This window comes from Kitasatospora sp. NPDC085464 (assembly GCF_044541955.1).
In the GTDB taxonomy this organism is placed as follows: Bacteria; Actinomycetota; Actinomycetes; order Streptomycetales; family Streptomycetaceae; genus Kitasatospora.
On sequence record NZ_JBITTM010000021.1, the window covers coordinates 126,099 to 148,884 of the forward strand.

Sequence of the window (22,786 nt, forward strand, 5' to 3'; positions counted from 1 at the left end):
TGGATCGGGCACGCGAAAGGGGTGCCGGGTGGTCCCCGGCACCCCTCCGCGGACGGCTACCGGCCGTTGAAGGCGTCCTTCAGGCGGGAGAACAGGCCCTGCTGGCCCGGCGCGAACTGGCCGGACGGCCGCTCCTCGCCGCGCAGCACCGCGAGGCGGCGCAGCAGTTCCTCCTGCTCGGCGTCGAGCTTGGTGGGCGTCTTCACCTCGACGTGCACTATCAGGTCGCCCCGGCCGCCCCCGCGCAGGTGGGTGATGCCGCGGCCGTGCAGCGGGATCGACTGGCCGGACTGGGTGCCGGGCCGGATGTCGACCTCCTCCAGGCCGTCCAGGGTCTGCAGCGGCACCTGGGTGCCGAGCGAGGCCGCCGTCATCGGGATGGTGACGGTGCAGTGCAGGTCGTCCCCGCGCCGCTGGAAGATGGCGTGGGTGGTCTCGGCGATCTCGACGTAGAGGTCGCCGGCCGGGCCGCCGCCGGGGCCGACCTCGCCCTCGCCGGCCAGCTGGATCCGGGTGCCGTTGTCGACACCGGCCGGGATCTTGACGGTCAGCGTGCGGCGGGCGCGGACCCGGCCGTCGCCGGCGCACTCCGGGCACGGGGTCGGCACGACGGTGCCGAAGCCCTGGCACTGCGGACAGGGGCGGGAGGTCATGACCTGGCCCAGGAAGGACCGGGTGACCTGGGAGACCTCGCCCTTGCCGCGACACATGTCACAGGTCTGCGCGGTGGTGCCGGGGGCCGCGCCCTCGCCGCTGCAGGTGGTGCAGGTGACGGCGGTGTCGACCTGGAGTTCCTTGGTGGTGCCGAAGGCGGCCTCCTCCAGGGTGATCTCCAGCCGGATCATGGCGTCCTGGCCGCGGCGGGTGCGCGAGCGCGGGCCGCGCTGGCCGGCCGCGGCGCCGAAGAAGGCGTCCATGATGTCGGAGAAGCCGAAGCCCGCCGCGCCGGCGCCGAAGCCGCCCGCGCCGCCACCGCCGCCCGGGGACAGCGGGTCGCCGCCGAGGTCGTAGACCTGGCGCTTCTGCGGGTCGGAGAGCACCTCGTAGGCGGCGTTGATCTCCTTGAACCGCTCCTGCGTCTTCGGGTCCGGGTTGACGTCCGGGTGCAGTTCGCGTGCCAGGCGCCGGAACGCCTTCTTGATCTCGTCCTGCCCCGCATCCCGTCGGACGCCGAGTACCGCGTAGTAGTCCGTGGCCACCAAATGCTCCGCTTGTTCCGCCTGTAGTAGTGCTGCGACTGGACGCCGTTGGTCGTCCAACGGCGACGTTTGCTACGACTCGGCCAGGATCTGACCCACGTACCGCGCTACCGCCCGCACCGCCCCCATTGTGCCTGGGTAGTCCATCCGGGTCGGACCGATCACACCCAGTTTGGCCACGCTCTCGTCGCCCGAACCGTAACCGACGGACACGACCGAGGTGGAATTCAGCCCTTCGTAGGCGTTCTCCCGCCCGATCCGGACCGTCATCGCGGCATCGTTGGTCTCACCCAGGAGGCGGAGCAGGATGACCTGCTCCTCCAGGGCCTCCAGCACCGGCTGGATGGTGAGGGGGAAGTCGTGGCCGAAGCGGGTCAGGTTGGCCGTGCCGGCCAGCATGATCCGCTCCTCGTTCTGTTCCGCGAGCGTCTCGAACAGGGTCGCCAGGACCGTGCTGACGGTCGGCCGGTCGGCCGGCTCGAACATCGCCGGGAGCTCCTCCAGCACGCCCGGGACCTCCGGGAGGCGGCGGCCGGCGGCTCCGGTGTTGAGCGCCGTCCGCAGGTCCGCCAGGACGGTCTCGCCGACCGTGCCCGGGCAGTCGACCATCCGCTGCTCGACCCGGCCGGTGTTGGTGATCAGCACCAGCATCACCTTGGCCGGGGCCAGCGCCACCAGCTCGATGTGCCGGACGGTCGAGCGCGTCAGCGACGGGTACTGCACCACCGCGACCTGCCGGGTCAGCTGGGCGAGCAGCCGCACGGTGCGCGCGACCACGTCGTCCAGGTCGACCGCGCCGTCCAGGAAGTGCCGGATCGCCCGGCGCTCGGGGGCGCTCATCGGCTTGATCTCGGCGAGCTTGTCGACGAAGAGGCGGTACCCCTTGTCGGTCGGGATGCGGCCGGCGCTGGTGTGCGGCTGGTGGATGTAGCCCTCCTCCTCCAGCGCCGCCATGTCGTTGCGGACGGTCGCCGGCGAGACCCCGAGGTTGTGCCGCTCCACCAGGGCCTTGGAGCCGACCGGCTCCTCGGTGCCCACGTAGTCCTGCACGATCGCGCGGAGCACGGCGAGCTTGCGTTCGTCCAGCTGGCGGACCTCACCGGCCATGGGGCACGCACCTCCGTCTTCGCACGTTGTCCGTCTGTGTCCCTGTGTGTCCCTGTGTGCTGCAGCGGGCCGCTCCGGGAGGCCCCGGCCTTGGCACTCTGAACACACGAGTGCCAAAACCGTACCTGCCAGTGTAAGGCCCGGGTCCTACGGCAGGAACGGCTTGACCGGCGTGATCCTGCCCGCAGTTCCGGGTACGGCCCGCGGGGCCCCGCCCGTTCACGGGTCACCGGCGCGCGGGTGGTGCCCCGGGGCCGTCCGGGTGGGAGCATCGGAAGCGACGGCGAATGGAGGAGCAAGCGATGTCGAGCTCGGGCCAGCACACCCGTTTCGCGCCCGACCGCGGCCTGACCGGCCGCATGGTCGCGACGATGTTCGTGATCGGGCTGCTGTACGTCGGTTTCACCGGCCTGCTGATCGCGCTGCTGCGCGGCGCCTGGCCGCTGATCGTCCTGATCTCCGGCGGGCTGTTCGTGGCCCAGTTCTGGTTCAGCGACAAGATCACCGAACGGGCCATGGGCGCCCACCAGGTGACCCCGGAGGAGTTCCCCCAACTGCACGGCACGATCGACCGGCTCTGCGCCCTGGCCGACATGCCCAAACCGCGCGTGGCGGTCGCCGACAACGACATGCCCAACGCCTTCGCCACCGGCCGCAACCCGCAGAACGCGGTGGTCTGCGTGACCACCGGCCTGCTGCGCCGGCTGGAGCCGGAGGAGCTGGAGGGCGTCCTCGCGCACGAGCTGTCGCACGTCGCCCACCGGGACGTCGCGGTGATGACGATCGCCGGCTTCCTCGGCGTGCTCGCCGGCGCGATGACCCGGATCGCCGTGTACGGCGGGTTCATGGGCGGCGGGCGCAACAACAACGACCAGAACGCGGCCATCGTGGCCCTGATCATCCCGCTGGTCTCGATGCTCGTCTACGCGATCAGCTTCCTGCTCACCCGGCTGCTGTCCCGCTACCGCGAGCTGGCGGCCGACCGCGCCGCCGCGCAGCTCACCGGCCGGCCCAGCGCGCTCGCCTCGGCCCTGACCAAGGTGACGGGGCAGATCGCGGCCATCCCCAGCAAGGACCTGCGCCAGGCGCAGCCGTACAACGCCTTCTACTTCGCCCCCGCGCTGAGCGCGCGGGAGGCCGCCTCGCAGCTGTTCTCCACCCACCCGTCGCTGGAGAAGCGGCTGGCGCAGCTGGCGAAGATCACCGAGCAGCTGGGCCGCTGAGCCCGCGCCCGCCGTTCGACACGAGAGGACCGCCGTGGGAATCCTGGACGCCCTGTTCGGCCGCACCAAGCCCGTCAAGCCCGACCTGGACCAGCTGTTCGGCGTGCCGTCCGCGGCGCTGACCCTGGAGGCCGGCGCCGGGTTCACCCCCACCGGGCTCGGCTCGGTCTGCTTCGCGGCGGTCGAGGGCGCGGCCTTCGTGCAGGTCGAGCAGCAGGTACGGGCGCTGCTGGACGCGGACACCGAGCGCGGCGGCGTGCCGGTGGAGGCCTCCAAGGACGACTACGGCTACTCCTGGCTGCTGGCCCGGCACTCCCCGCAGGAGCTGCCGGAGCTGGTGAACGACCTGCACGCGGTCAACAGCGAGCTGGAGGCGAACGGCTTCGGGCCGCAGCTGCTCTGCTCGCTGGTGGGCTTCCGCAACCCGCAGGGGCAGTCCCTGGCCCTGGTCTACCTCTACAAGCGCGGCACCTTCTACCCGTTCGCGCCGATGCCCGGCGGCGGGGAGAAGCGCAACAGCCCGCTGGAGCTGCAGGTCAACGCGATGCTGGGGAACGACCTGCGGCTGGAGAAGGACCTCAGCCGCTGGTTCCCCGTCTGGGGCGCGCCGGGCCTCTGACGGCCCGTCCGGCCTCCCTATGATCACCCGTATGCGCAGCCGCCAGTACGGACCCGACCTGACCCCGCCGTGGAAGAAGCAGACCCCCGCCCCGGAGGTGCCCGCCGAGCCGGACCTCGTGGTCGAGGAGGCGGCGACCGGCTTCTGCGGGGCGGTGGTGCGCTGCGAGAAGACCGCCGAGGGGTTCACCGTCACCCTGGAGGACCGTTTCGGCAAGCGCCGGGTGTTCCCGCTGGTCCCGCGCGGCTTCCTGCTGGAGGGCAGGGCCGTCACCCTGGTCCGCCCCACCGCCCCGGCGGCGCCCCGCACGCCCGGCCGCACCGCCTCCGGCTCCGTCGCCGTCCCCGGCGCGCGCGCCCGGGTCGCCCGCGAGTCGCGGATCTACGTCGAGGGCCGGCACGACGCCGAGCTGGTCGAGCGGGTCTGGGGCGACGACCTGCGGATCGAGGGCGTCGTGGTGGAGTACCTGCGCGGCATCGACGACCTGCCGGCGATCGTCGCCGACTTCGCCCCGGGCCCCGGCCGCCGCCTCGGCGTGCTGGTCGACCACCTGCTCCCGGGGACGAAGGAGCACCGCATCGCCGCCCGGGTCACCGGCGAGTCCGTCCTGGTCGTCGGCCACCCCTACATCGACGTCTGGCAGGCCGTGAAGCCCACCTCCGTGGGCATCCCCGCCTGGCCCGCCGTGCCCCGCGGCGAGGACTGGAAGGAGGGCACCTGCCGCCGTCTCGGCTGGCCCGTCGACACCCCGGCGGCGTGGAAGCACATCCTGTCGAAGGTGGACAGCTACAAGGACCTGGAGCCCGAACTGCTGGGCCGGGTGGAGGAACTGATCGACTTCGTGACCGTGCCGGGTCAGGGGTAGGTCTGGAACTCCGAGGTGTCGAGCGTGACGCCGAGCAGGTCCAGCGGAATCGGCTCGCCGAACTTGGTCGTCCGCTCCACCGTGTAGTCCGGAAGCCCGGAGACGCTCGCCCTGGTCGGCTCGGTCAGGCGCACGCAGACGGCCTTGATCGGATCGATGACCAGGTACACGGGAATCGTGCCCTCGGCGTACAGCTCCCGCTTGGTCCGGTAGTCGCGCAGGACACTGGTCCTGGACACGACCTCGACCACCAGCGTGAGCACGGGCGCGGGGACCAGACGACCGGGGCCCTCGAAGGCCTCCCGCTCGAACACGACGAGATCCGGCTGGGGCTCGCTCGTCAGCCCGGGAAGATCGATGTCCTGCGTGGTCAGGCGGTGCCACCGAGCCCGGGGAAGTTGGTCGCGAATGGCCTCGACAATGATGTTGTGGACCAGATCCGGCCCGGCCATCATCACGATTTCCCCCCTGATGAGCTCGGCCTTGAAGCCTTCGGGGACCTCCAGGTTCTCGAAGATCCCCGTCACCCGGTCATCGATGGCGGTCACTGCGCGCTCCCTCCGACGGCTGACACCACGTTAACGACATTCAGTCCACCAGGTCACGCACGACGGCGTCCGCCAGCAGTCTGCCCTGCAGGGTGAGGGCGGCGCGGCCGTCCGCGTACGGCCCGGCGGCGAGGAGGCCGTCCGCGAGGGCCCGGTCGGCGGCCTGGCGGCCGGTGTCGGTGAGCAGGTCCAGGGCGACGCCGTCGACCAGGCGCAGCTCCAGCAGGATGCGCTCGACGCGGCGGTCCTCGTCCGCCAGGACCTCGCGGCCGAGCGCCGGGGTGCGGCCCTCGGCCAGGGCCTGCGCGTAGGCGGCGGGGTGCTTGGCGTTCCACCAGCGGACGCCGCCGACGTGGCTGTGGGCGCCGGGGCCGGCGCCCCACCAGTCGGCGCCCGTCCAGTAGAGCTCGTTGTGGCGGCAGCGGCCCTCGGGGGTGGTGGCCCAGTTGGAGACCTCGTACCAGTGGTACCCGGCGGAGGCGAGCGCCTCCTCGGCGATCAGGTAGCGGTCGGCGTGCACGTCGTCGTCGATCATCGGCAGTTCGCCGCGCTTGACCCGGGCGGCGAGCCGGGTGCCCTCCTCGACGATCAGGGAGTACGCCGAGACGTGGTCGGGCCCGGCGCCGATGGCGGCGTCCAGCGAGGCCCGCCAGTCGTCGTCGGACTCGCCCGGGGTGCCGTAGATCAGGTCGAGGTTGACGTGCTCGAACCCGGCCGCGCGGGCCTCGGCCACGCAGGCCTCCGGGCGGCCCGGGGTGTGGTGGCGGTCGAGCAGCTGCAGCACGTGCGGTCGGGCGCTCTGCATGCCGAAGGAGATCCGGTTGTAGCCGCCCTCGCGCAGCTCCGCCAGGTACGCCGGGCCGACGGACTCCGGGTTGGCCTCGGTGGTGACCTCGGCGTCGTCGGCGAGCCCGAACTCCTCGCGGATCGCGGCGAGCATCTTCACCAGGTCGCGGGCGGGCAGCAGGGTGGGGGTGCCGCCGCCGAGGAAGACGGTGCGCACCGGCAGCTGCGCGTCCCCCAGCACCCGCCGGGCCAGCCGGATCTCGGCGACCACGTTGTCCGCGTACGTCTCCTGCGAGGCGACCGCCCCGGAGGAGCGCAGCTCGGTGGCGGTGTAGGTGTTGAAGTCGCAGTAGCCGCAGCGGCTGGCGCAGTACGGCACGTGCAGGTAGAAGCCGAACGGCCGGCTGCCGAGCCCGTCCAGGGCGGGCGCGGGCAGGGAACCGTCGGACGGCACCGGTTCGCCGTCGGGGAGTGCGGAGGGCATGCCCCCATTGTCCCGTACGGCCGGCGAAGCTCCCGTACGGCCCGCGACACCCGCGCGGACCGTACGGGAGCGGCCGGGTCAGGCCTCGTTGGCGCCCGCGTACATCGCGGTGACCGCGTCCGCGTAGGTCCGCTCCACCACCGGGCGCTTGATCTTCAGGCTCGGGGTGAGCTCGCCGTGCTCCACGTCCAGGTCGCGCGGCAGCAGGTGGAACTTCTTGATCGTCTGCCAGCGCTGCAGCCCGCCGTTGAGCCGCTTCACGAAGCCCTCGATCAGCTCGTGCACGGCCGGTTCGACCGCCAGCTCGGCGTACGACTTGCCGGCCAGGCCGTGCTCCGCCGCCCACGGCATGAGGACCGCCTCGTCCAGGCCGATCAGCGCGGTGCAGAAGTTGCGGCCGTTGCCGATCACCAGGATGTTGCTGACGAACGGGCAGACCGCCTTGAACTTGCCCTCGACCTCGCTGGGCGCCACGTACTTGCCGCCCGACGTCTTGAACAGGTCCTTCTTGCGGTCGGTGATCCGCAGGAAGCCGTCCGGGCTGAGCTCGCCGATGTCCTCGGTGTGGAACCAGCCGTCCGCCTCCAGCACCTCCGCGGTCTTCTCCGGCAGGTTGTGGTAGCCGCGCATGATGCCCGGGCCGCGCAGCAGGATCTCGCCGTCCTCGGCGATCCGCACCTCGGTGCCGGGCAGCGGGCGGCCCACCGTGCCGATCCGCACGTCCTCCTCGCGGTTGACGCAGGAACCGGCGCTGGTCTCGCTCAGGCCGTAGCCCTCCAGGATCGGCACCCCGGCGCCCAGGAAGAAGTAGCCGATCTCCGGGGCCAGCGCGGCACTGCCGGAGACCGCGCCGCGCAGCCGCCCGCCGAACGCCGCCCGGATCTTCGCGTACACCAGCTTGTCCGCCAGCGCGTGCTGCACCCGCAGGCCCAGCGGGGCCGTGCCGGCACCGGTGGCGATCCGGCTCTCCTGGACCGCCCGGGCGTGCTCGCGGGCGACCTTGGCCGCCCACATGAAGATCTTGTACTTGGCGCCGCCCTCGGCCCGGGCCTTGCCCGCGATGCCGTTGTAGACCTTCTCGAAGATCCGCGGCGCCGACGCCATCACGGTCGGCCGGATCACCGGCAGGTTGTGGATGATCCGGTCCACCCGGCCGTCCACCGCCATCACGTGCCCGGTGGCGATCTGCCCGGAGATCAGCGTCTTGCCGAACACGTGCGACAGCGGCAGCCACATGAACTGGACGTCGTCGGCCCGCAGCAGCCCGCTGGCCTCCTGCGCCCGGCCCTCGTACGCCCAGCAGTCGTGCACCAGCCGCACGCCCTTGGGGCGGCCCGTGGTGCCCGAGGTGTAGATCAGGGTCGCCAGCTGCTCCTTGTCGAGCCCGGCGACGGCCTTCTCCACCGCGTCCGGCTGCCGCTCCAGGTGCTCGGCGCCGCGCCGTTCCAGCTCCGCCAGGGTGATCACGTCGAGGCCGGCCGCCTCCGGGGCCCCCTCCGGGGCGTCGAACAGGATGACGGTGCGCAGCTCGGGCAGCTGGTCGAGCTGCGCGACGGCCTTCGCCAGCTGGGCGGCGTTCTCCGCGAACAGCGCGCGCGAGCCCGAGTCGGACAGGATGAACGCGGTCTCGTCCGCGTTGGTGCTCGGGTAGACCGTCGTGATCGCGGCGCCCGCGCACATGGCGCCGAGGTCCGCGATGATCCACTCGATCCGGGTGGACGACGCCAGGGCGACCCGGTCCTCCGGCTGGATGCCCAGCGCCATCAGACCGGCCGCCACCGCCTTGACCCGGGTCGCGGTCTGCGCCCAGGTCAGCGAACGCCACTGCTCCGCGCCGGGCGCGCCGTCCGCGGCGTGCTCGTCGACCGGGGCCGGGTGGCGGTAGGCCTCGCCGTTCGGGGTCGCGGCGACCCGCTCCAGGAACAGGTGGGCGACGGAGGCGGGACGCCCGGCGACGAGGTCGGGCCTGCCGGAGTCGATCAGGGACTGCGCGGAACTCAACGAGACCTCCGGGGGCGGGTGGCCGTCTGAGGGATTGTCGCGACGGCCGTGGGGGCGGTCGCCGGGCCCCGGTTAACCTGAGCGGTACCGGTCAGTAACAAGGGGGCAACCAGCAGCCTAGGGGGAAACCGGTCATTCCGTAAGAGGGTGGATCCAGCTGGCACGCCCCCGCAGCCCCGGTGACCGCACCGCACCGCAGCGGCGCACCCGGCGAGGTGACCAACGAGCGAACCCGCCGGACCGTTCGGCAAAAGCCCGGCAAACCCCCGGTTCCCGCACGCCGAATGGCCTGTACGACGCTACAGAACAACGAGAATTGGGGTGCGAACCCGACCCGCGACGACAAGAGTGTTCAAGTGCTGATCAGACTACTGCGGGCGTACCTGCGCCCCTACTCCCGACCGATCACCCTCCTGGTGATCCTCCAGCTGGTGTCCACCCTCGCGGCGCTCTACCTGCCGACCCTCAACGCCGACATCATCGACGACGGCGTCGTCAAGGGCGACACCGGCTACATCCTGCGCGTCGGCGGGGTGATGATCGGCGTGACCCTCGTCCAGGCAGCCTGCTCCATCGGCGCCGTCCTCATCGGCGCCCGCGTCGCCATGGCCTTCGGCCGGGACGTCCGCGCCGCCGTCTTCGACCGCGTACAGACCTTCTCCGCCCGCGAGGTCGGCCAGTTCGGCGCCCCCTCCCTGATCACCCGCACCACCAACGACGTCCAGCAGATCCAGATGCTCGCCCTCATGAGCTTCACGCTCATGGTCGCCGCACCGATCATGTGCGTCGGCGGCATCATCATGGCCCTCAACCAGGACGTCCCGCTGTCCGGCCTGCTGCTCGCCGTCATCCCCGCCCTCGCCGTCGTCGTCATCCTGCTCGTCCGCGCGCTGCGCCCCCAGTTCCGCAGCATGCAGCAGAAGATCGACACCGTGAACCGGATCCTGCGCGAACAGATCACCGGCATCCGGGTCATCCGCGCCTTCGTCAAGGACGACCAGGAACAGGCCCGCTTCGCCGGCGCCAACGAGGACCTCACCGACGTCGCCCGCCACGTCGGCCGCCTGATGTCCGTCATGTTCCCGGCCGTCATGCTCGTCGTGAACGTCTCCAGCGTCGCCGTGCTCTGGTTCGGCGCCCACCGCATCGACAGCGGCGACATGCAGATCGGCGCCCTCACCGCCTTCCTCTCCTACCTGCTGCAGATCCTGATGAGCGTCATGATGGCCACCTTCATGTTCATGATGGTGCCCCGCGCCGAGGTCTGCGCCGAACGCGTCCAGGAAGTCCTCGGCACCGACTCCAGCGTCACCCCGCCCGCCGACCCCGTCACCGACCCCACCCGCCTCGGCCACCTCGAACTGCGCGACGTCGACTTCCGCTACCCCGGCGCCGAAGCCTCCGTCCTGCGCGGCATCGACATCACCGCCCGCCCCGGCGAGACCACCGCCATCATCGGCTCCACCGGCAGCGGCAAGTCCACCCTGCTCGGCCTCGTCCCCCGCCTCTTCGACGTCACCTCCGGCCAGGTCCTGCTCGACGGCGTCGACGTCCGCGACCTCGCCGCCGACGCGATCGCCGAAAGCGTCGGCATCGTCCCCCAGAAGCCCTACCTCTTCACCGGCACCGTCGCCAGCAACCTCCGCTACGGCCGACCCGACGCCACCGACGAGGAACTCTGGCACGCCCTGGAGATCGCCCAGGCCAAGGACTTCGTCGAGAAACTCCCCGAAGGCCTCGACGCCCCCATCTCCCAAGGCGGCAGCAACGTCTCCGGCGGGCAGCGCCAACGCCTCGCCATCGCCCGCGCCCTGGTCCGCAAACCCGCCGTCTACCTCTTCGACGACTCCTTCTCCGCCCTCGACTACGCCACCGACGCCAAACTGCGCAAGGCCCTCACCCGCGAGACCTCCGACGCCACCGTCCTGATCGTCGCCCAACGCGTGTCCACCATCCGCGACGCCGACCGGATCATCGTCCTCGACGAAGGCGCCGTCGTCGGCACCGGCACCCACCACGAACTGATGGCCGACAACCCGACGTACCGGGAGATCGTGCTCTCCCAGCTCACCGAGCAGGAGGCGGCGTGACCAGCCCCGGCAAGCCCACGACGAAGCAGGACCCCGACACCGGGAAAGCCGGCCTGACCAAGGCCGACACCCACCTCCCCGGCGACTCCCAGGCCGCCGCCGCCCGCCGCGGCCCCGCCGGACCCGGCCGCTTCATGGGCGGCCAGGGCGCCGAGAAGTCCATGGACTTCAAGGGCTCCGGCAAACGCGTCCTCGGCCTGCTGCGCCCCGAACGCAACCTCCTCCTCGGCGTCCTCCTCCTCGGCGTCCTCGGCATCGGCTGCGCCGTCATCGGCCCCAAGATCCTCGGCAACGCCACCGACCTGATCTTCGCCGGCGTCGTCGGCGCCCGCTTCGCACCCGGCACCTCCAAGGCCCAGGTCATCGACGGCCTGCGCGCCCACGGCCAGAGCGGCGTCGCCGACCTGCTCTCCGCCGTCGACTTCACCCCCGGCCAGGGCATGGACTTCCACGCCATCGGCACCGTCCTGCTCTGGGTCCTCGGCATCTACGTCACCTCCGCCGTCTTCGGCATCTTCCAGGGCCGGCTCGCCACCAAGGCGATCCAGCTCGCCAGCTACCGGCTGCGCCAGGACGTCGAAGCCAAACTGGCCCGACTCCCGCTCAGCTACTTCGACAAGCAGCCCCGCGGCGAAGTGCTCAGCCGCGTCACCAACGACATCGACAACATCGGCCAGTCCATGCAGCAGACCATGGGACAGGTCGTCAACTCGCTGCTCACCGTCGTCGGCGTGCTGGCCATGATGTTCTGGATCTCCCCGCTGCTCGCCCTGATCGCCCTGGTCTCGGTACCGGCCTCCGTCGTCGTCGCCACCAAGGTCGGCAAGCGGGCACAGCCGCAGTTCGTCCAGCAGTGGAAGTCCACCGGCCAACTCAACGCCCACATCGAGGAGATGTACACCGGCCACACGCTCGTCAAGGTGTTCGGCCGCCGGCGCGAAGCCGCCGAGACCTTCCGCGAGCACAACGAGGCGCTCTACGAGGCCAGCTACAAGGCCCAGTTCATCTCCGGCATCATCCAGCCCGCGATGATGCTGATCGGCAACCTGCAGTACGTGCTCGTCGCCGTCGTCGGCGGCCTGCGGGTCGCGAGCGGCGCACTGTCCATCGGCGACGTGCAGGCCTTCATCCAGTACTCCCGGCAGTTCAGCCAGCCGCTCACCCAGGTCGCCAGCATGGCCAACCTGGTGCAGTCCGGCGTCGCCTCCGCCGAGCGCGTCTTCGAACTGCTCGACGCCCCCGAGCAGAGCCCCGAACCCGCCATGCCCGAGAAGCCGGACACCGTCCGCGGCCGGGTCTCCTTCCAGGACGTCTCCTTCCGCTACGACCCCGACAAGCCCCTCATCGAGGACCTCTCGCTCAAGGTCGAACCCGGCCACACCGTCGCCATCGTCGGCCCCACCGGCGCCGGGAAGACCACCCTCGTCAACCTGCTGATGCGGTTCTACGAGGTCAGCTCCGGACGGATCACCCTCGACGGCGTCGACATCTCCGCGATGTCCCGCGAGGACCTCCGCTCCGGCATCGGCATGGTCCTCCAGGACACCTGGCTGTTCGGCGGCACCATCGCCGACAACATCGCCTACGGCGCCCAGGGCGCCACCCGCGAAGAAGTCGTCGAAGCCGCCAAGGCCGCCCACGTCGACCGCTTCGTGCGCACCCTGCCCGACGGCTACGACACCGTCATCGACGACGAGGGCACCGGCGTCAGCACCGGCGAGAAGCAGCTCATCACCATCGCCCGCGCCTTCCTCGCCCAGCCGTCCATCCTGGTCCTTGACGAGGCCACCAGCTCCGTCGACACCCGCACCGAGGTGCTCATCCAGCGGGCCATGGCCCGGCTGCGCACCGGCCGCACCAGCTTCGTGATCGCCCACCGGCTCTCCACCATCCGGGACGCCGACGTGATCCTGGTGATGGAGAACGGCTCGATCGTGGAACAGGGCTCGCACGACGAGCTGATCGCCGCCGGCGGCGCCTACGCCCGCCTCTACCAGGCGCAGTTCGCCGAAGCCGTGGCCGAGGTCGACTGACCCGGCGCCACCCGGCGGGCCGGGGCGGAAACCCTCCGCCCCGGCCCACACCCGGCGCCCACCGCCACGGCGTCTTCGCAACGGCCCTCCCCGGGCGCTACCTTGGGCCCGTGATCGACGACCAGCTCCCGGCCGCCCCGGACGCCTTCGAGGCGAACCGCCGCTACCTGGGCTCCGTCGCCTACCGGCTGCTCGGCTCCTTCACCGACGCCGAGGACGTCCTGCAGGACGCCTGGCTGCGCTGGCAGGCCACCGACCGCTCCGCCGTCACCGACCCGCGCGCCTTCCTGACCACCGTCGTCACCCGGCTCTGCTACGACCAGCTCGGCTCCGCCCGCGCCCGCCGGGAGTCCTACTACGGCGAGTGGCTGCCCGAACCGGCCGTCTCCTACACCGCCGGCCCGGACACCCCCGCCGAACTCGCCGAACGCGGCGAGTCCGTCTCGCTCGCCCTGCTCGCCGTCCTGGAACAGCTCTCCCCGGCCGAACGGGCCGCCTTCGTGCTCCACGACGTCTTCGCGGTCGGCTTCGAGGAGATCGGCACCTCGCTGGACCGCTCCCCCGACGCCGCCCGCCAGCTCGCCTCCCGCGCCCGCCGCCGGGTCAAGGACGGCAGCCGGCGCGCCGGCGGCACCGACCCTGCCGAGCACCGCCAAGCCGTCGAGGCCTTCGCCGCCGCCAGCACCCGGGGCGACATCCTCGGCCTGATGGAGGTCCTCGACCCGGACGTGGTGTGGCACTCCGACGGCGGCGGCATCATCCGCGCCGGCGTCCGCCCGATCCACGGCGCCGACCGGGTGGCCCGCCTGGTGACCGGCATGATCGCCAAGTGGTTCACCCCCGAGGTGGCGACCGGCCACGCCGTGGTCAACGGCGAGCCGGGACTGGTCTGGTACGACCGGGCCACCGGCACCGTCGGCGGTGTGCTCGCCTTCACCGTGACCGACGGGCGGATCACCGAGGCGTACGTCGTGGTCAACCCCGAGAAGCTCGGCCGGATCAGCCCGGTCACGGCCGCCTGACGGGACGGGCCCACAGCCCCCTGACGGACCCCCGCCCCCCCGGGCATCCCCGACACCCCCGGCACCCGGCACCCCCGCGGGAGGTGTGACGCCGGTCACGGTCACACTCCGACCGGCTGCGTCGTCCCCTTCCCGAACAGCGCTCCACCAGGGCGCACGGAAAGGAGGCGGACGAGATGAGCACCACCACCAGCACCGGGAAGCGGATCGTCGTACTGGGCGCCGGGTACGCCGGACTCACCGCGGCCAAGGGCGCCGGGCGGCAGCACACCGTCACCCTGGTCGCCCCCGAGGAACGGCTCCTGCACCGCATCCGCCAGCACGAGACCGCCGCCGGACACGGCCGCGACTGGCCCGCCATCGGCGAACTCGCCCGCGGCCGCCGGATCCGGCACCAGCGGGCCCGGGCCGTCGAACTCGACCTCGCCGGACACAAGGTCCTGCTCGACGACGGCACCGACCTCGCGTACGACACCCTGGTCTACGCCCTCGGCAGCCGCACCGCCTGGCACGACGTCCCCGGCGCCGTCGAACACGCCTTCTCGGCGGAGCGCGCCACCGAGGTCCGCCGCCGGATCCGCGAGGCCGACCGCCCCGGCACCCTCGCCGTGGTCGGCGGCGGCGCCACCGGCATCGAACTGGCCACCGAACTCGCCGAGGCCCACCCCGACTGGCGGGTGCGGATCGTCGCGGCCGGCCAGGTCGGCGGCATCTACTCCCCCAAGGGCCGCGCCCACGTCCGACGCGTCCTCGACCGGCTCGGCGTCGCCGTCCACGAGAACACCACCGTCACCGGGGTCACCCCGGACGCCCTGCGCACCACCACCGGCCCGATCGACACCGACCTCACCGTCTGGGCCGCCTCGATGGAACCGCACCCGCTGGCCGCCGAGGCCGGCCTGGCCGTGGACGAACGCGGCCGCGCCCTGGTGGACGACCACCTGCGGTCGGTCTCGCACCCCGACGTCCACGTGATCGGCGACGCCGCCGCCGTCACCGTCCCCGGCGTCGGCACCCTGCGGATGGGCTGCGCCACCGCCCTGCCGCAGGGCCAGTACGTCGGCAAGCTGCTCGACGGGCGCACCGGGAAGCCGTTCTCGTTCCGGTACGTCGTCCAGTGCGTGAGCCTCGGCCGACGGGACGGGCTGCTCCAGCTGGTGCGCCCGGACGACTCGATGAAGCCCACCGTGTTCACCGGCACCGCGGGGCGACTGGCCAAGGCCGGGATCGTCGCCGCCGTCTTCAGCGCGCTGAAGTAGTCCTCTTCGGAGCCTCCGGGAACGTCCTCGGGGGACTCCCGGGGGATTCCCGGGGGATTCCCGGGGGATTCCCGGGGGATTCCTCGCAGGAGTCTTCGCGGGAGTCCTCGGGGACGCGAAAGGGCCCGGGCGCGATGCCCGGGCCCTTCGGTGCGCTCGGTTACTTCTTTTCCTTCGGCGCCTCGGCGTCGGTGGACAGCGCGGCGATGAAGGCCTCCTGCGGGACCTCCACGCGGCCGACCATCTTCATCCGCTTCTTGCCTTCCTTCTGCTTCTCCAGCAGCTTCCGCTTGCGGGAGATGTCACCGCCGTAGCACTTGGCGAGGACGTCCTTGCGGATCGCGCGGACGGTCTCACGGGCGATGACGCGCGAGCCGATCGCGGCCTGGATCGGCACCTCGAACTGCTGGCGGGGGATCAGCTTCTGCAGCTTGCCCGCCATCATCACGCCGTAGCCGTAGGCCTTGTCCTTGTGGACGATCGCGGAGAAGGCGTCCACCGCGTCACCGTGCAGCAGGATGTCCACCTTGACCAGGTCGGCGGTCTGCTCGCCGATGGGCTCGTAGTCGAGCGAGGCGTAGCCGCGGGTCTTGGACTTCAGCTGGTCGAAGAAGTCGAAGACGATCTCCGCGAGCGGGAGGGTGTAGCGCAGCTCGACCCGGTCCTCGGAGAGGTAGTCCATGCCCTGCAGGCTGCCGCGGCGGGACTGGCAGAGCTCCATGATCGCGCCGACGAACTCGTTGGGCGCCAGGATGGTGCCGCGCACCACCGGCTCGTACACCTCGGCGATCTTGCCGGTGGGGAACTCGCTCGGGTTGGTGACGGTGTGCTCGGTGCCGTCCTCCATGATCACCCGGTAGACCACGTTGGGGGCGGTGGAGATCAGGTCGAGGTTGAACTCGCGCTCCAGGCGCTCCCGGATGATCTCCAGGTGCAGCAGGCCGAGGAAGCCGCAGCGGTAACCGAAGCCGAGCGCGACCGAGGTCTCCGGCTCGTACACCAGGGCGGCGTCGTTGAGCCGCAGCTTGTCCAGGGCGTCGCGCAGCAGCGGGTAGTCCGAGCCGTCCAGCGGGTAGAGACCGGAGAACACCATCGGACGCGGGTCCTTGTAGCCGCCGAGCGGCTCGGTCGCACCCTTGTGCATCGAGGTGATCGTGTCACCGACCTTGGACTGACGGACGTCCTTCACGCCGGTGATGATGTAGCCCACCTCGCCCACGCCGAGACCGTCGGCGACCTTCGGCTCGGGCGAGATGACGCCGATCTCCAGCAGCTCGTGGGTCGCGCCGGTGGACATCATCGCGATGCGCTCGCGCTTGGTGAGCTGGCCGTCCACGACACGGACGTAGGTGACCACGCCACGGTAGGAGTCGTACACCGAGTCGAAGATCATCGCGCGGGCCGGGGCGTCCTTGACGCCGACCGGGGCCGGGACCGTGTTGACGATGTGGTCCAGCAGGTCCTCGACGCCGAGACCGGTCTTGGCGCTGACCTTGAGCACGTCGCCCGGGTCGCAGCCGATGATGTGCGCGATCTCCTCGGCGTACTTCTCCGGCTGGGCGGCCGGCAGGTCGATCTTGTTCAGCACCGGGACGATCGTGAGGTCGTTCTCCAGCGCCAGGTACAGGTTGGCGAGGGTCTGCGCCTCGATGCCCTGGGCCGCGTCGACCACCAGGATGGTGCCCTCGCACGCGGCGAGGGAACGGGACACCTCGTACGTGAAGTCCACGTGGCCCGGGGTGTCGATCATGTTGAGGATGTGCGTCGTCCCGGCGCTGTCACCGGTCCTCGGCGCCCACGGGAGGCGGACCGCCTGCGACTTGATGGTGATGCCGCGCTCACGCTCGATGTCCATGCGGTCGAGGTACTGGGCACGCATCTGCCGGGGGTCGACGACGCCGGTGATCTGCAGCATCCGGTCTGCGAGCGTCGACTTGCCGTGGTCGATGTGGGCGATGATGCAGAAGTTGCGGATCAGCGCCGGGTCGGTACGGCTGGGCTCTGGCACATTGCTGGGGGTCGCGGGCACCTTGGTCCGATTCTCCGTTGGTCCGGGGCCGGGGGTGTCCGGGTCATCGCTGACCGGTTTCCCGGGGACCGGACAGTCTCGTCCGATCGAAATAGTTCCTCCCATCTTCCCACGAGCGCGGGACGTGCTGCCGTTCGGGCACCGTCCGTCCTTCCGCAGGCCTTCCGTCGGGCTTCCGCAGGCCGCCCGTCGGGCTTCCGTCGGCCGCGTGCAGCCCCCGCCGGGCTTCCGTCGGCCGCGTGCAGCCCCCGCCGGGCTTCCGCCTGCTGCCCCGGGGCGGCAGGATGACCTGCCGTGATCCTGGAAAGCGCCCTGCTCGACGTCCTGCCCGGCCGGGAGGACGAGTTCCTCGCCGCCTTCGCCGAGGCCCGCCCGCTGATCAGCGTCCAGCCGGGCTTCCGCTCGCTGCGGCTACGGCGCTGCCTCGACGAGGGGCGCGGCTCGCGCTTCCTCCTCCAGGTCGAGTGGGAGACGCTCGCCGACCACACGGAAGGGTTCCGTCGCTCCCCCGAGTACCAGCGCTGGCGTGCCCTGCTGCACCACTTCTACCGCCCGTTCCCGGAGGTCGAGCACTACGGCGAACCCCTGGTCGACGCCTAGGCCGCCGCACGGCGGCCGTACCCGCGCCCGACCGCCCGGAGCCGCCCGGAACCCCCGGCCCGGTCGGGCCCGGCGTCGGGCCCACCCGCGGATATGCCGTGTCACACGATCCGTAAGCTAATCTGCCCAGCCGTGAGACGCATCGAACTGAGCCGCGTGCCCCGCGGAGCGCGGATGAAACGGCAAGGCAAGCCCGAGGCGGCCCCGGCGAGGCTCGGCTGGCTGGACGCACTGCGCGGGCTCGCCGCCCTCGCCGTGGCGATGCACCACTTCGGACTGCGGTACTTCATCCCGCACGGCGCGGCAGTGACCCACCGCTTCGACCTCGGCCTGTTCGGGGTGATGCTGTTCTTCCTGGTCAGCGGCTACATCGTGCCCGCCTCCCTGGAGCGCCGCGGCGACATGCAGGCGTTCTGGGTCGGCCGGGTCTTCCGCATCTACCCGGCGCTCGTCGTCGGACTCGTCGCGGCGCTGGTGATCCTCCCGGCCGGGCACAACATGATGATCGACCGGTCCGTCTTCGACCGGCCGCTGCTCTCGTTCGGGGCCAACAGCCTGCTGCTCCAGGACCTGCTGGGCGTTCCCAACGCCATCGGCATCATGTGGAGCCTCACCTACGAGATGGTGTTCTACTACTTCGTCTCCGCCCTGTTCGTGCTCCGCAAGCACCGCCAGAGCGGGCCGATCGCGGTGGGCTTCGCCGCCTGCGCGGTCCTGCTCGGCGGGGTGCTCTCCCCGGCGAACCTGGCCAAGCAGGGACTCTCGACCGAGAACCTCGTCCTGGCCACCGGCCTCGTCGCGGTCATGGGCCTGCTCTGCGCCATCAGCGGCAACTCCCAGCTCACCCGCACCGGGGCCCTGCTGCTCGGCGTGCTCGGCTTCGTGCTCGCGTTCGGCAGCAGCCGGTCCGCGATGTTCGAAACGATGATGATCTTCGCGACCATGTTCGCCGGGACCGTCATCTACCGCGCGGAACACGGCCAGATCGACCGCATCCAGGCCGTCGCCTACTGCGGCTTCGTCTTCCTCGCCGGGGTGCTCGGCGGACGCATGTACAACCACGGGGACGCCCTGTGGCGGACCTGGACCACCAGCTGGATGGCGTGGTCCTTCGCCTACGCCGGGGCCTGGATCGTGCTGTTCCTCGGCATGACGCTGAAGAAGCGCCGCTTCCCGAAGGCCCTCACCTGGCTGGGCACCGTCAGCTACTCGGTCTACCTGCTGCACTGGCTGGTCATCGACGGCATGGACTGGCTCTACGGCATGCCGTGGCTGTTCCAGGGGGCGCCGGCGCCGAAGTCCGCCAAGTTCGCGATCGTCTTCACGCTCACCTTCCTGGCCGTCACGCTCGTGGTCAGCTACCTGATGTACCGGCTGGTCGAGGTGCCGTTCCAGAAGCTCGGCCGACGGTTCCTCGCCTGGCTCAAGCGGCACACCGGGGGCCCGGCCGACACCCGGGGGGCCGGTGCTCCGATCCCTGCCCAGGACGGCGCTCCGGTTGCGGTGGCGGCCGGCGGCGGCGCTCCGGCTGCGGTGGCTGCTCCGGCCGCTCCGGTGGGCGGCGTCCCCGCCGCCCCGGACCCCGTCCGGCGCTGACCACGTGCCGCCCCGGCCCCGTCCGGCCCCGACCCGTGCCCTGCGGCCGGGGCGGGCGGCCGGTTTGGGGCGGGCGGCGGCCCCTGGTAGCGTGGTCAGCTGCACCTGGCCTCGGCATGCCCTCTCAGCTGGACCGACGGCCGCCGGTGTGATCCCGTTCAAACCTTTCAGACAGACTGAGGCTCCTTCGTGGCGAACATCAAGTCCCAGATCAAGCGCAACAAGACCAACGAGAAGGCGCGCCTGCGCAACAAGGCCGTCAAGTCCTCGCTGAAGACCGCTCTGCGCAAGGCCCGTGAGGCCGCTGCCGCCGGCGAGACCGAGAAGGCCGTCGAGCTGGCCCGCGCCGCCTCCAAGGCGCTGGACAAGGCCGTGAGCAAGGGCGTCATCCACGCCAACCAGGCCGCCAACAAGAAGTCGGCCATCACCAAGCGCGTCAACACCGCCGCCCAGGCCTGACGCCACCCGGGGGTGTGAACCCCCGACCGCCTCGGGACGACCCGGCCCTCTACCCGGACCCCTGAGGCGTGCGAGACTCGCACCGCACGCGGCCTGCGTTCGCCACGCGGGTGCGGTGCACGAAGCAGTACGACAGGCGTCGCAGTCCGCCTCTTCCCCGGAGGCCACTGCGGCGCCTGTCGCGTTCCCTGGTCCGGCCGCTATGGTCGGTCAGGTGCGATCGAGGTGCGGGGGAGCGCCCCGACGCCGTGCTCGGGGGGAGAGAGCCACATGACGACACCACCGCCACCGTCGGCACCGAACGGGCCGGGGTACGGCTTCCCGCAGCAGACGCCGGGCGCCGGAGCGCAGCCCGTCCCGGGGGCGCAGCCGGTCCCGGGGGCAGCGCATGTTCCGGGGGCAGGGCCGGTCCCGGGGGCAGCGCATGTTCCGGGGGCAGGGCCGATCCCGGGGGCGCCGGGCGCTTCGGGGTTCGGGCCGCCGCCCGGGTTGCCCGCTGCCCCGGGGATGCCCGCATCGTCCGGGATACCCGCGCCGGCCGGGATGCCGACCGCTCACGGGATGCCGATGACACCGGGAGGCCGTGCGCCGGGCTCCGGCGGGAACCTGCGGCGCAACGCCGTCTGGGCCTTCGTCGGCGCCATCCTCGCCTCGGCCGGCTGGACCGCCGCCGTGATGGTCGTCCCCGGCCTGGTCAGCAGCAACTCGTCGCCGCGCAGCCTCGGCAGCTACCACCTCTCGGACGACTTCTGCACCACCGGGAAGCCCACCAAGCTGCTGCAGACGTACTCCGTCTCGGACACCTCCGCGCCGACCCACCACACCGACCGGAACCCGGCCCTGGACAGCATGAACTGCTCGATGAGCCTCAAGCGGACCGGTGGCAACAGCGACAGCGAGTACGCCTCGGTCTACCTTCGCGCCGACCTGCACAAGGCGGTCAACCCGGCGCCCGAGCTGGATGCCAACAAGGAGCTCTACCGGGCCCGCGGCTACCAGGTCACCGACATCTCCGGGATCGGCGAGGAGGCGTACTTCCTGTACAAGGACGACGGCTCGGACAAGTACCACAGCGTCTACGCCGAGCTGGACATCCGCGACGGCGGGATGACCTACTACATCAACTACAGCGCCAGCTACACCGAGGGGAAGGCCAAGCCGCCGTCCAAGGACGAGCTGCGGAGCATCCTGCAGTCCGACGGCCAGGACGCCGTCCGGGCCATGCGGAAGTAGGCCTCCGGCCGGCGCTCCGGCGTCCGCGGCCCGCCGGGCCCGGCCGCGTCGGCGGGCCCGGCCGCGTCGGCGGGCGTCAGTAGGCGGGGCGGGAGCCGGCCCGCGCGGCCCGGGCGACGGCGACCACCGCGCGCTCCAGGGCGAAGGCCGGGTCGTCGGAGCCGCCCTTGACGGCGGCGTCGGCCTGGGCGATCGCGGTCAGCGCGGTGGCCACGGCATCGCCCGTCCAGCCGCGCATCTGCTGCCGGACCCGGTCGACCTTCCATGGCGGCATGCCCAACTCGCGGGCCAGGTCGGCCGGGCGCATGTTCCGCCCGGTCGTCGCCAGCCGCCCGATGCTACGCACGCCGGAGGCCAGCGCGTAGGTGATGCCGGTCGGCGGCTGGCCGACGGCCAGCGCCCAGCGCAGCCGCTCCAGCGCCTCGGCAGCCCGGCCGGTGACCGCGAGGTCGGCCACCTCGAAGCCGGTCGCCTCGGCCCTGCCGCTGTAGTAGCGGGCCACCACCGTCTCGTCGATCGCGCCCTCGACGTCCGAGGTCAGCTGGTTGCACGCGGCCGCCAGCTCCCGGAGGTCGCTGCCGAGCGCGTCCAGCAGCGCCTGGCAGGCCTCCGGGGTCGCCGAGCGGCCGAGCGCGCGGAACTCGCCCTTGACGAAGGCCAGCCGCTCGCTCGCCTTGGACAGCTTGGCGCAGGCGACCTCGCGGCCGCCCGCCTTGCGCCCGGCGTCCAGCAGGCCCTTGCCCTTGGCGCCGCCGGCATGCACCAGCACCATGATCACTTCGTCGGCCGGCGCCTCGATGTAGGCCTTGACCTCCTTCACCGAGTCGGCGGAGAGGTCCTGGGCGGCCCGGACGACGATGACCTTGCGCTCGGCGAACAGCGACGGCGTGGTCAGCTCGGCCAGGCTGCCGGGTTGCAGCCCGCCGGGCGGCAAGTCCCGTACGTCGGTGTCCGGGTCCGCCGCCTTCGCGGCGGCCACCACCTGGGCGACCGCACGGTCCAGCAGCAGCTCCTCCTGGCCGACCGCGAGGGTCAGCGGGGCGAGCAGGTCGTCGGGTGCACTCTTCCTGGCCATCGCCTACCAGCATCCCACGGGCCGCGGACACTCCCTCCCGCCCGATCGGCCGGGCCGGGCGGCCTGGAGAATGGCCGGGTGACCGACAACCACGCCACCGCCCTCCCGGACGTCGACGACCCGCACGCCCGGCTGCTGCTCGTCCTGCCCGACCGCGACGCCGCCGAAGAAGCCGCCGAGGAGCTCGGCGCCACCCAACCCGACCTGGGCGAGGTCGAGATCGTGCGCGATGCGCTCGCGGGCGAGGACGACGCCGAGGACGCCCAGTGGCTCGTCGTGGTCGAGGCCCCGGAGCGGGGCTGGACCCCCGACCTGCTGCGCGTGCTCGACGCCCTGGCTGCCGACCACGAGGGCTGGCGCGAGGAAGCCTGACCGGCCGGCCGGCCGGCGGGGCCGGGGCAGACTCTGACCCCGAGGGGTGAATTTTGGTCCCCCGGTTCAGTGTGGTGGTGCGTTGCGCGCCGGGGGCGGGGGGCCGGAGGCGGAGGGAATCCTTCTTCCGGGCCAATTTTTCTCCTGGCTTTTCTCGGCGCGCGCCGGGGCGGGCCCGGCGCGCGC

At 71.8% G+C, this 22,786-nt stretch carries 19 protein-coding genes; 12 read left to right on the forward strand and 7 right to left on the reverse strand.

Going from position 1 to position 22,786, the window contains the following annotated elements:
- Nucleotides 1-56 precede the first annotated feature (56 nt).
- Together dnaJ and hrcA are read right to left on the reverse strand one after the other, a co-directional pair.
- The gene (gene dnaJ, locus ACIGG8_RS20385) at nt 57-1,199 is read right to left on the reverse strand and encodes a molecular chaperone DnaJ (RefSeq protein WP_350523899.1); all 1,143 of its coding nucleotides are present in this window, start codon (nt 1,197-1,199) and stop codon (nt 57-59) included.
- A gap of 72 nt (nt 1,200-1,271) precedes the next feature.
- Nucleotides 1,272-2,306 carry a heat-inducible transcriptional repressor HrcA gene (gene hrcA / locus ACIGG8_RS20390; RefSeq protein ID WP_350523898.1) on the reverse strand — a complete coding sequence of 345 codons (1,035 nt, stop codon included), beginning with the start codon at nt 2,304-2,306 and terminating at the stop codon, nt 1,272-1,274.
- 302 nt (nt 2,307-2,608) lie between these two features.
- On the opposite strand from hrcA, the gene htpX reads away from it, so the two are divergent.
- Genes htpX through ACIGG8_RS20405 form a run of 3 tightly spaced genes read left to right on the forward strand, consistent with a single transcriptional unit; the run spans nt 2,609 to nt 5,013 of the window.
- Nucleotides 2,609-3,529 (forward strand): zinc metalloprotease HtpX, encoded by a 921-nt coding sequence (gene htpX / locus ACIGG8_RS20395; protein ID WP_350523897.1) that lies wholly within the window; start codon nt 2,609-2,611, stop codon nt 3,527-3,529.
- Between the two features lie 34 nt (nt 3,530-3,563).
- Nucleotides 3,564-4,148, forward strand: a complete 585-nt coding sequence (locus ACIGG8_RS20400) for a hypothetical protein (protein WP_350523896.1) — start codon at nt 3,564-3,566, stop codon at nt 4,146-4,148.
- 31 nt (nt 4,149-4,179) lie between these two features.
- Nucleotides 4,180-5,013: a DUF3097 domain-containing protein gene (locus ACIGG8_RS20405; protein ID WP_396549588.1), complete on the forward strand. Its 834-nt coding sequence runs from the start codon at nt 4,180-4,182 to the stop codon at nt 5,011-5,013.
- On the opposite strand, the gene ACIGG8_RS20410 is transcribed toward ACIGG8_RS20405, so the two are convergent.
- The 3 genes from ACIGG8_RS20410 to ACIGG8_RS20420 all read right to left on the reverse strand — a co-directional run bounded on the left by ACIGG8_RS20410 (nt 5,004) and on the right by ACIGG8_RS20420 (nt 8,832).
- On the reverse strand, nt 5,004-5,561 hold the full coding sequence (locus tag ACIGG8_RS20410; protein ID WP_396549589.1) for a Uma2 family endonuclease: 558 nt from the start codon (nt 5,559-5,561) through the stop codon (nt 5,004-5,006). The two genes, ACIGG8_RS20405 and ACIGG8_RS20410, sit on opposite strands and share 10 nt — an antisense overlap.
- 40 nt (nt 5,562-5,601) lie before the next feature.
- Complete coding sequence (gene hemW, locus ACIGG8_RS20415; RefSeq protein ID WP_396549590.1) at nt 5,602-6,831, reverse strand: radical SAM family heme chaperone HemW; 1,230 nt, start codon at nt 6,829-6,831, stop codon at nt 5,602-5,604.
- Between the two features lie 78 nt (nt 6,832-6,909).
- Nucleotides 6,910-8,832, reverse strand: coding sequence for an AMP-dependent synthetase/ligase (locus ACIGG8_RS20420; RefSeq protein ID WP_396549591.1), 1,923 nt, complete (start codon nt 8,830-8,832; stop codon nt 6,910-6,912).
- A gap of 356 nt (nt 8,833-9,188) precedes the next feature.
- Between ACIGG8_RS20420 and ACIGG8_RS20425 the strand changes: the two genes are divergently transcribed.
- The 4 genes from ACIGG8_RS20425 to ACIGG8_RS20440 all read left to right on the forward strand — a co-directional run bounded on the left by ACIGG8_RS20425 (nt 9,189) and on the right by ACIGG8_RS20440 (nt 15,236).
- A complete protein-coding gene (locus ACIGG8_RS20425) occupies nt 9,189-10,922 on the forward strand; it encodes an ABC transporter ATP-binding protein (RefSeq protein WP_396549593.1) in 1,734 nt (577 codons plus the stop codon).
- Nucleotides 10,923-11,056: 134 nt separating this feature from the next.
- Complete coding sequence (locus ACIGG8_RS20430; RefSeq protein WP_396549613.1) at nt 11,057-12,955, forward strand: ABC transporter ATP-binding protein; 1,899 nt, start codon at nt 11,057-11,059, stop codon at nt 12,953-12,955.
- A gap of 110 nt (nt 12,956-13,065) precedes the next feature.
- Nucleotides 13,066-13,977 carry an RNA polymerase sigma factor SigJ gene (gene sigJ / locus ACIGG8_RS20435; protein WP_350523889.1) on the forward strand — a complete coding sequence of 304 codons (912 nt, stop codon included), beginning with the start codon at nt 13,066-13,068 and terminating at the stop codon, nt 13,975-13,977.
- Between the two features lie 176 nt (nt 13,978-14,153).
- The gene (locus ACIGG8_RS20440) at nt 14,154-15,236 is read left to right on the forward strand and encodes an NAD(P)/FAD-dependent oxidoreductase (protein ID WP_396549595.1); all 1,083 of its coding nucleotides are present in this window, start codon (nt 14,154-14,156) and stop codon (nt 15,234-15,236) included.
- 160 nt (nt 15,237-15,396) lie between these two features.
- Here ACIGG8_RS20440 and lepA read toward each other — a convergent pair whose 3' ends face one another.
- Nucleotides 15,397-17,265, reverse strand: a complete 1,869-nt coding sequence (lepA, locus tag ACIGG8_RS20445; protein ID WP_396549596.1) for a translation elongation factor 4 — start codon at nt 17,263-17,265, stop codon at nt 15,397-15,399.
- 294 nt (nt 17,266-17,559) lie between these two features.
- Between lepA and ACIGG8_RS20450 the strand changes: the two genes are divergently transcribed.
- The 4 genes from ACIGG8_RS20450 to ACIGG8_RS20465 all read left to right on the forward strand — a co-directional run bounded on the left by ACIGG8_RS20450 (nt 17,560) and on the right by ACIGG8_RS20465 (nt 21,153).
- Nucleotides 17,560-17,865 carry an antibiotic biosynthesis monooxygenase family protein gene (locus tag ACIGG8_RS20450; RefSeq protein ID WP_396549598.1) on the forward strand — a complete coding sequence of 102 codons (306 nt, stop codon included), beginning with the start codon at nt 17,560-17,562 and terminating at the stop codon, nt 17,863-17,865.
- A gap of 174 nt (nt 17,866-18,039) precedes the next feature.
- Nucleotides 18,040-19,461 (forward strand): acyltransferase family protein, encoded by a 1,422-nt coding sequence (locus ACIGG8_RS20455; RefSeq protein WP_396549600.1) that lies wholly within the window; start codon nt 18,040-18,042, stop codon nt 19,459-19,461.
- A gap of 189 nt (nt 19,462-19,650) precedes the next feature.
- A complete protein-coding gene (gene rpsT, locus ACIGG8_RS20460; RefSeq protein ID WP_030061888.1) occupies nt 19,651-19,920 on the forward strand; it encodes a 30S ribosomal protein S20 in 270 nt (89 codons plus the stop codon).
- 561 nt (nt 19,921-20,481) lie between these two features.
- Nucleotides 20,482-21,153, forward strand: a complete 672-nt coding sequence (locus tag ACIGG8_RS20465; protein WP_396549602.1) for a hypothetical protein — start codon at nt 20,482-20,484, stop codon at nt 21,151-21,153.
- Between the two features lie 76 nt (nt 21,154-21,229).
- On the opposite strand, the gene holA is transcribed toward ACIGG8_RS20465, so the two are convergent.
- The gene (gene holA, locus ACIGG8_RS20470; protein ID WP_350523883.1) at nt 21,230-22,228 is read right to left on the reverse strand and encodes a DNA polymerase III subunit delta; all 999 of its coding nucleotides are present in this window, start codon (nt 22,226-22,228) and stop codon (nt 21,230-21,232) included.
- A 135-nt stretch (nt 22,229-22,363) separates the two neighbouring features.
- On the opposite strand from holA, the gene ACIGG8_RS20475 reads away from it, so the two are divergent.
- Nucleotides 22,364-22,600, forward strand: a complete 237-nt coding sequence (locus ACIGG8_RS20475; protein WP_396549615.1) for a hypothetical protein — start codon at nt 22,364-22,366, stop codon at nt 22,598-22,600.
- Nucleotides 22,601-22,786: the final 186 nt, after the last annotated feature.

Bases quoted from the DNA above. Each gene is read 5' to 3' on its own strand.
- ACIGG8_RS20455 (WP_396549600.1), top strand. From the start codon at position 18,040: ATGAAACGGCAAGGCAAGCCCGAGGCGGCCCCGGCGAGGCTCGGCTGG.
- hemW (WP_396549590.1), bottom strand. From the start codon at position 6,831: ATGCCCTCCGCACTCCCCGACGGCGAACCGGTGCCGTCCGACGGTTCC.
- htpX (WP_350523897.1), top strand. From the start codon at position 2,609: ATGTCGAGCTCGGGCCAGCACACCCGTTTCGCGCCCGACCGCGGCCTG.
- ACIGG8_RS20405 (WP_396549588.1), top strand. From the start codon at position 4,180: ATGCGCAGCCGCCAGTACGGACCCGACCTGACCCCGCCGTGGAAGAAG.
- hrcA (WP_350523898.1), bottom strand. From the start codon at position 2,306: ATGGCCGGTGAGGTCCGCCAGCTGGACGAACGCAAGCTCGCCGTGCTC.
- ACIGG8_RS20430 (WP_396549613.1), top strand. From the start codon at position 11,057: ATGGGCGGCCAGGGCGCCGAGAAGTCCATGGACTTCAAGGGCTCCGGC.
- ACIGG8_RS20440 (WP_396549595.1), top strand. From the start codon at position 14,154: ATGAGCACCACCACCAGCACCGGGAAGCGGATCGTCGTACTGGGCGCC.
- holA (WP_350523883.1), bottom strand. From the start codon at position 22,228: ATGGCCAGGAAGAGTGCACCCGACGACCTGCTCGCCCCGCTGACCCTC.
- ACIGG8_RS20465 (WP_396549602.1), top strand. From the start codon at position 20,482: ATGCCGATGACACCGGGAGGCCGTGCGCCGGGCTCCGGCGGGAACCTG.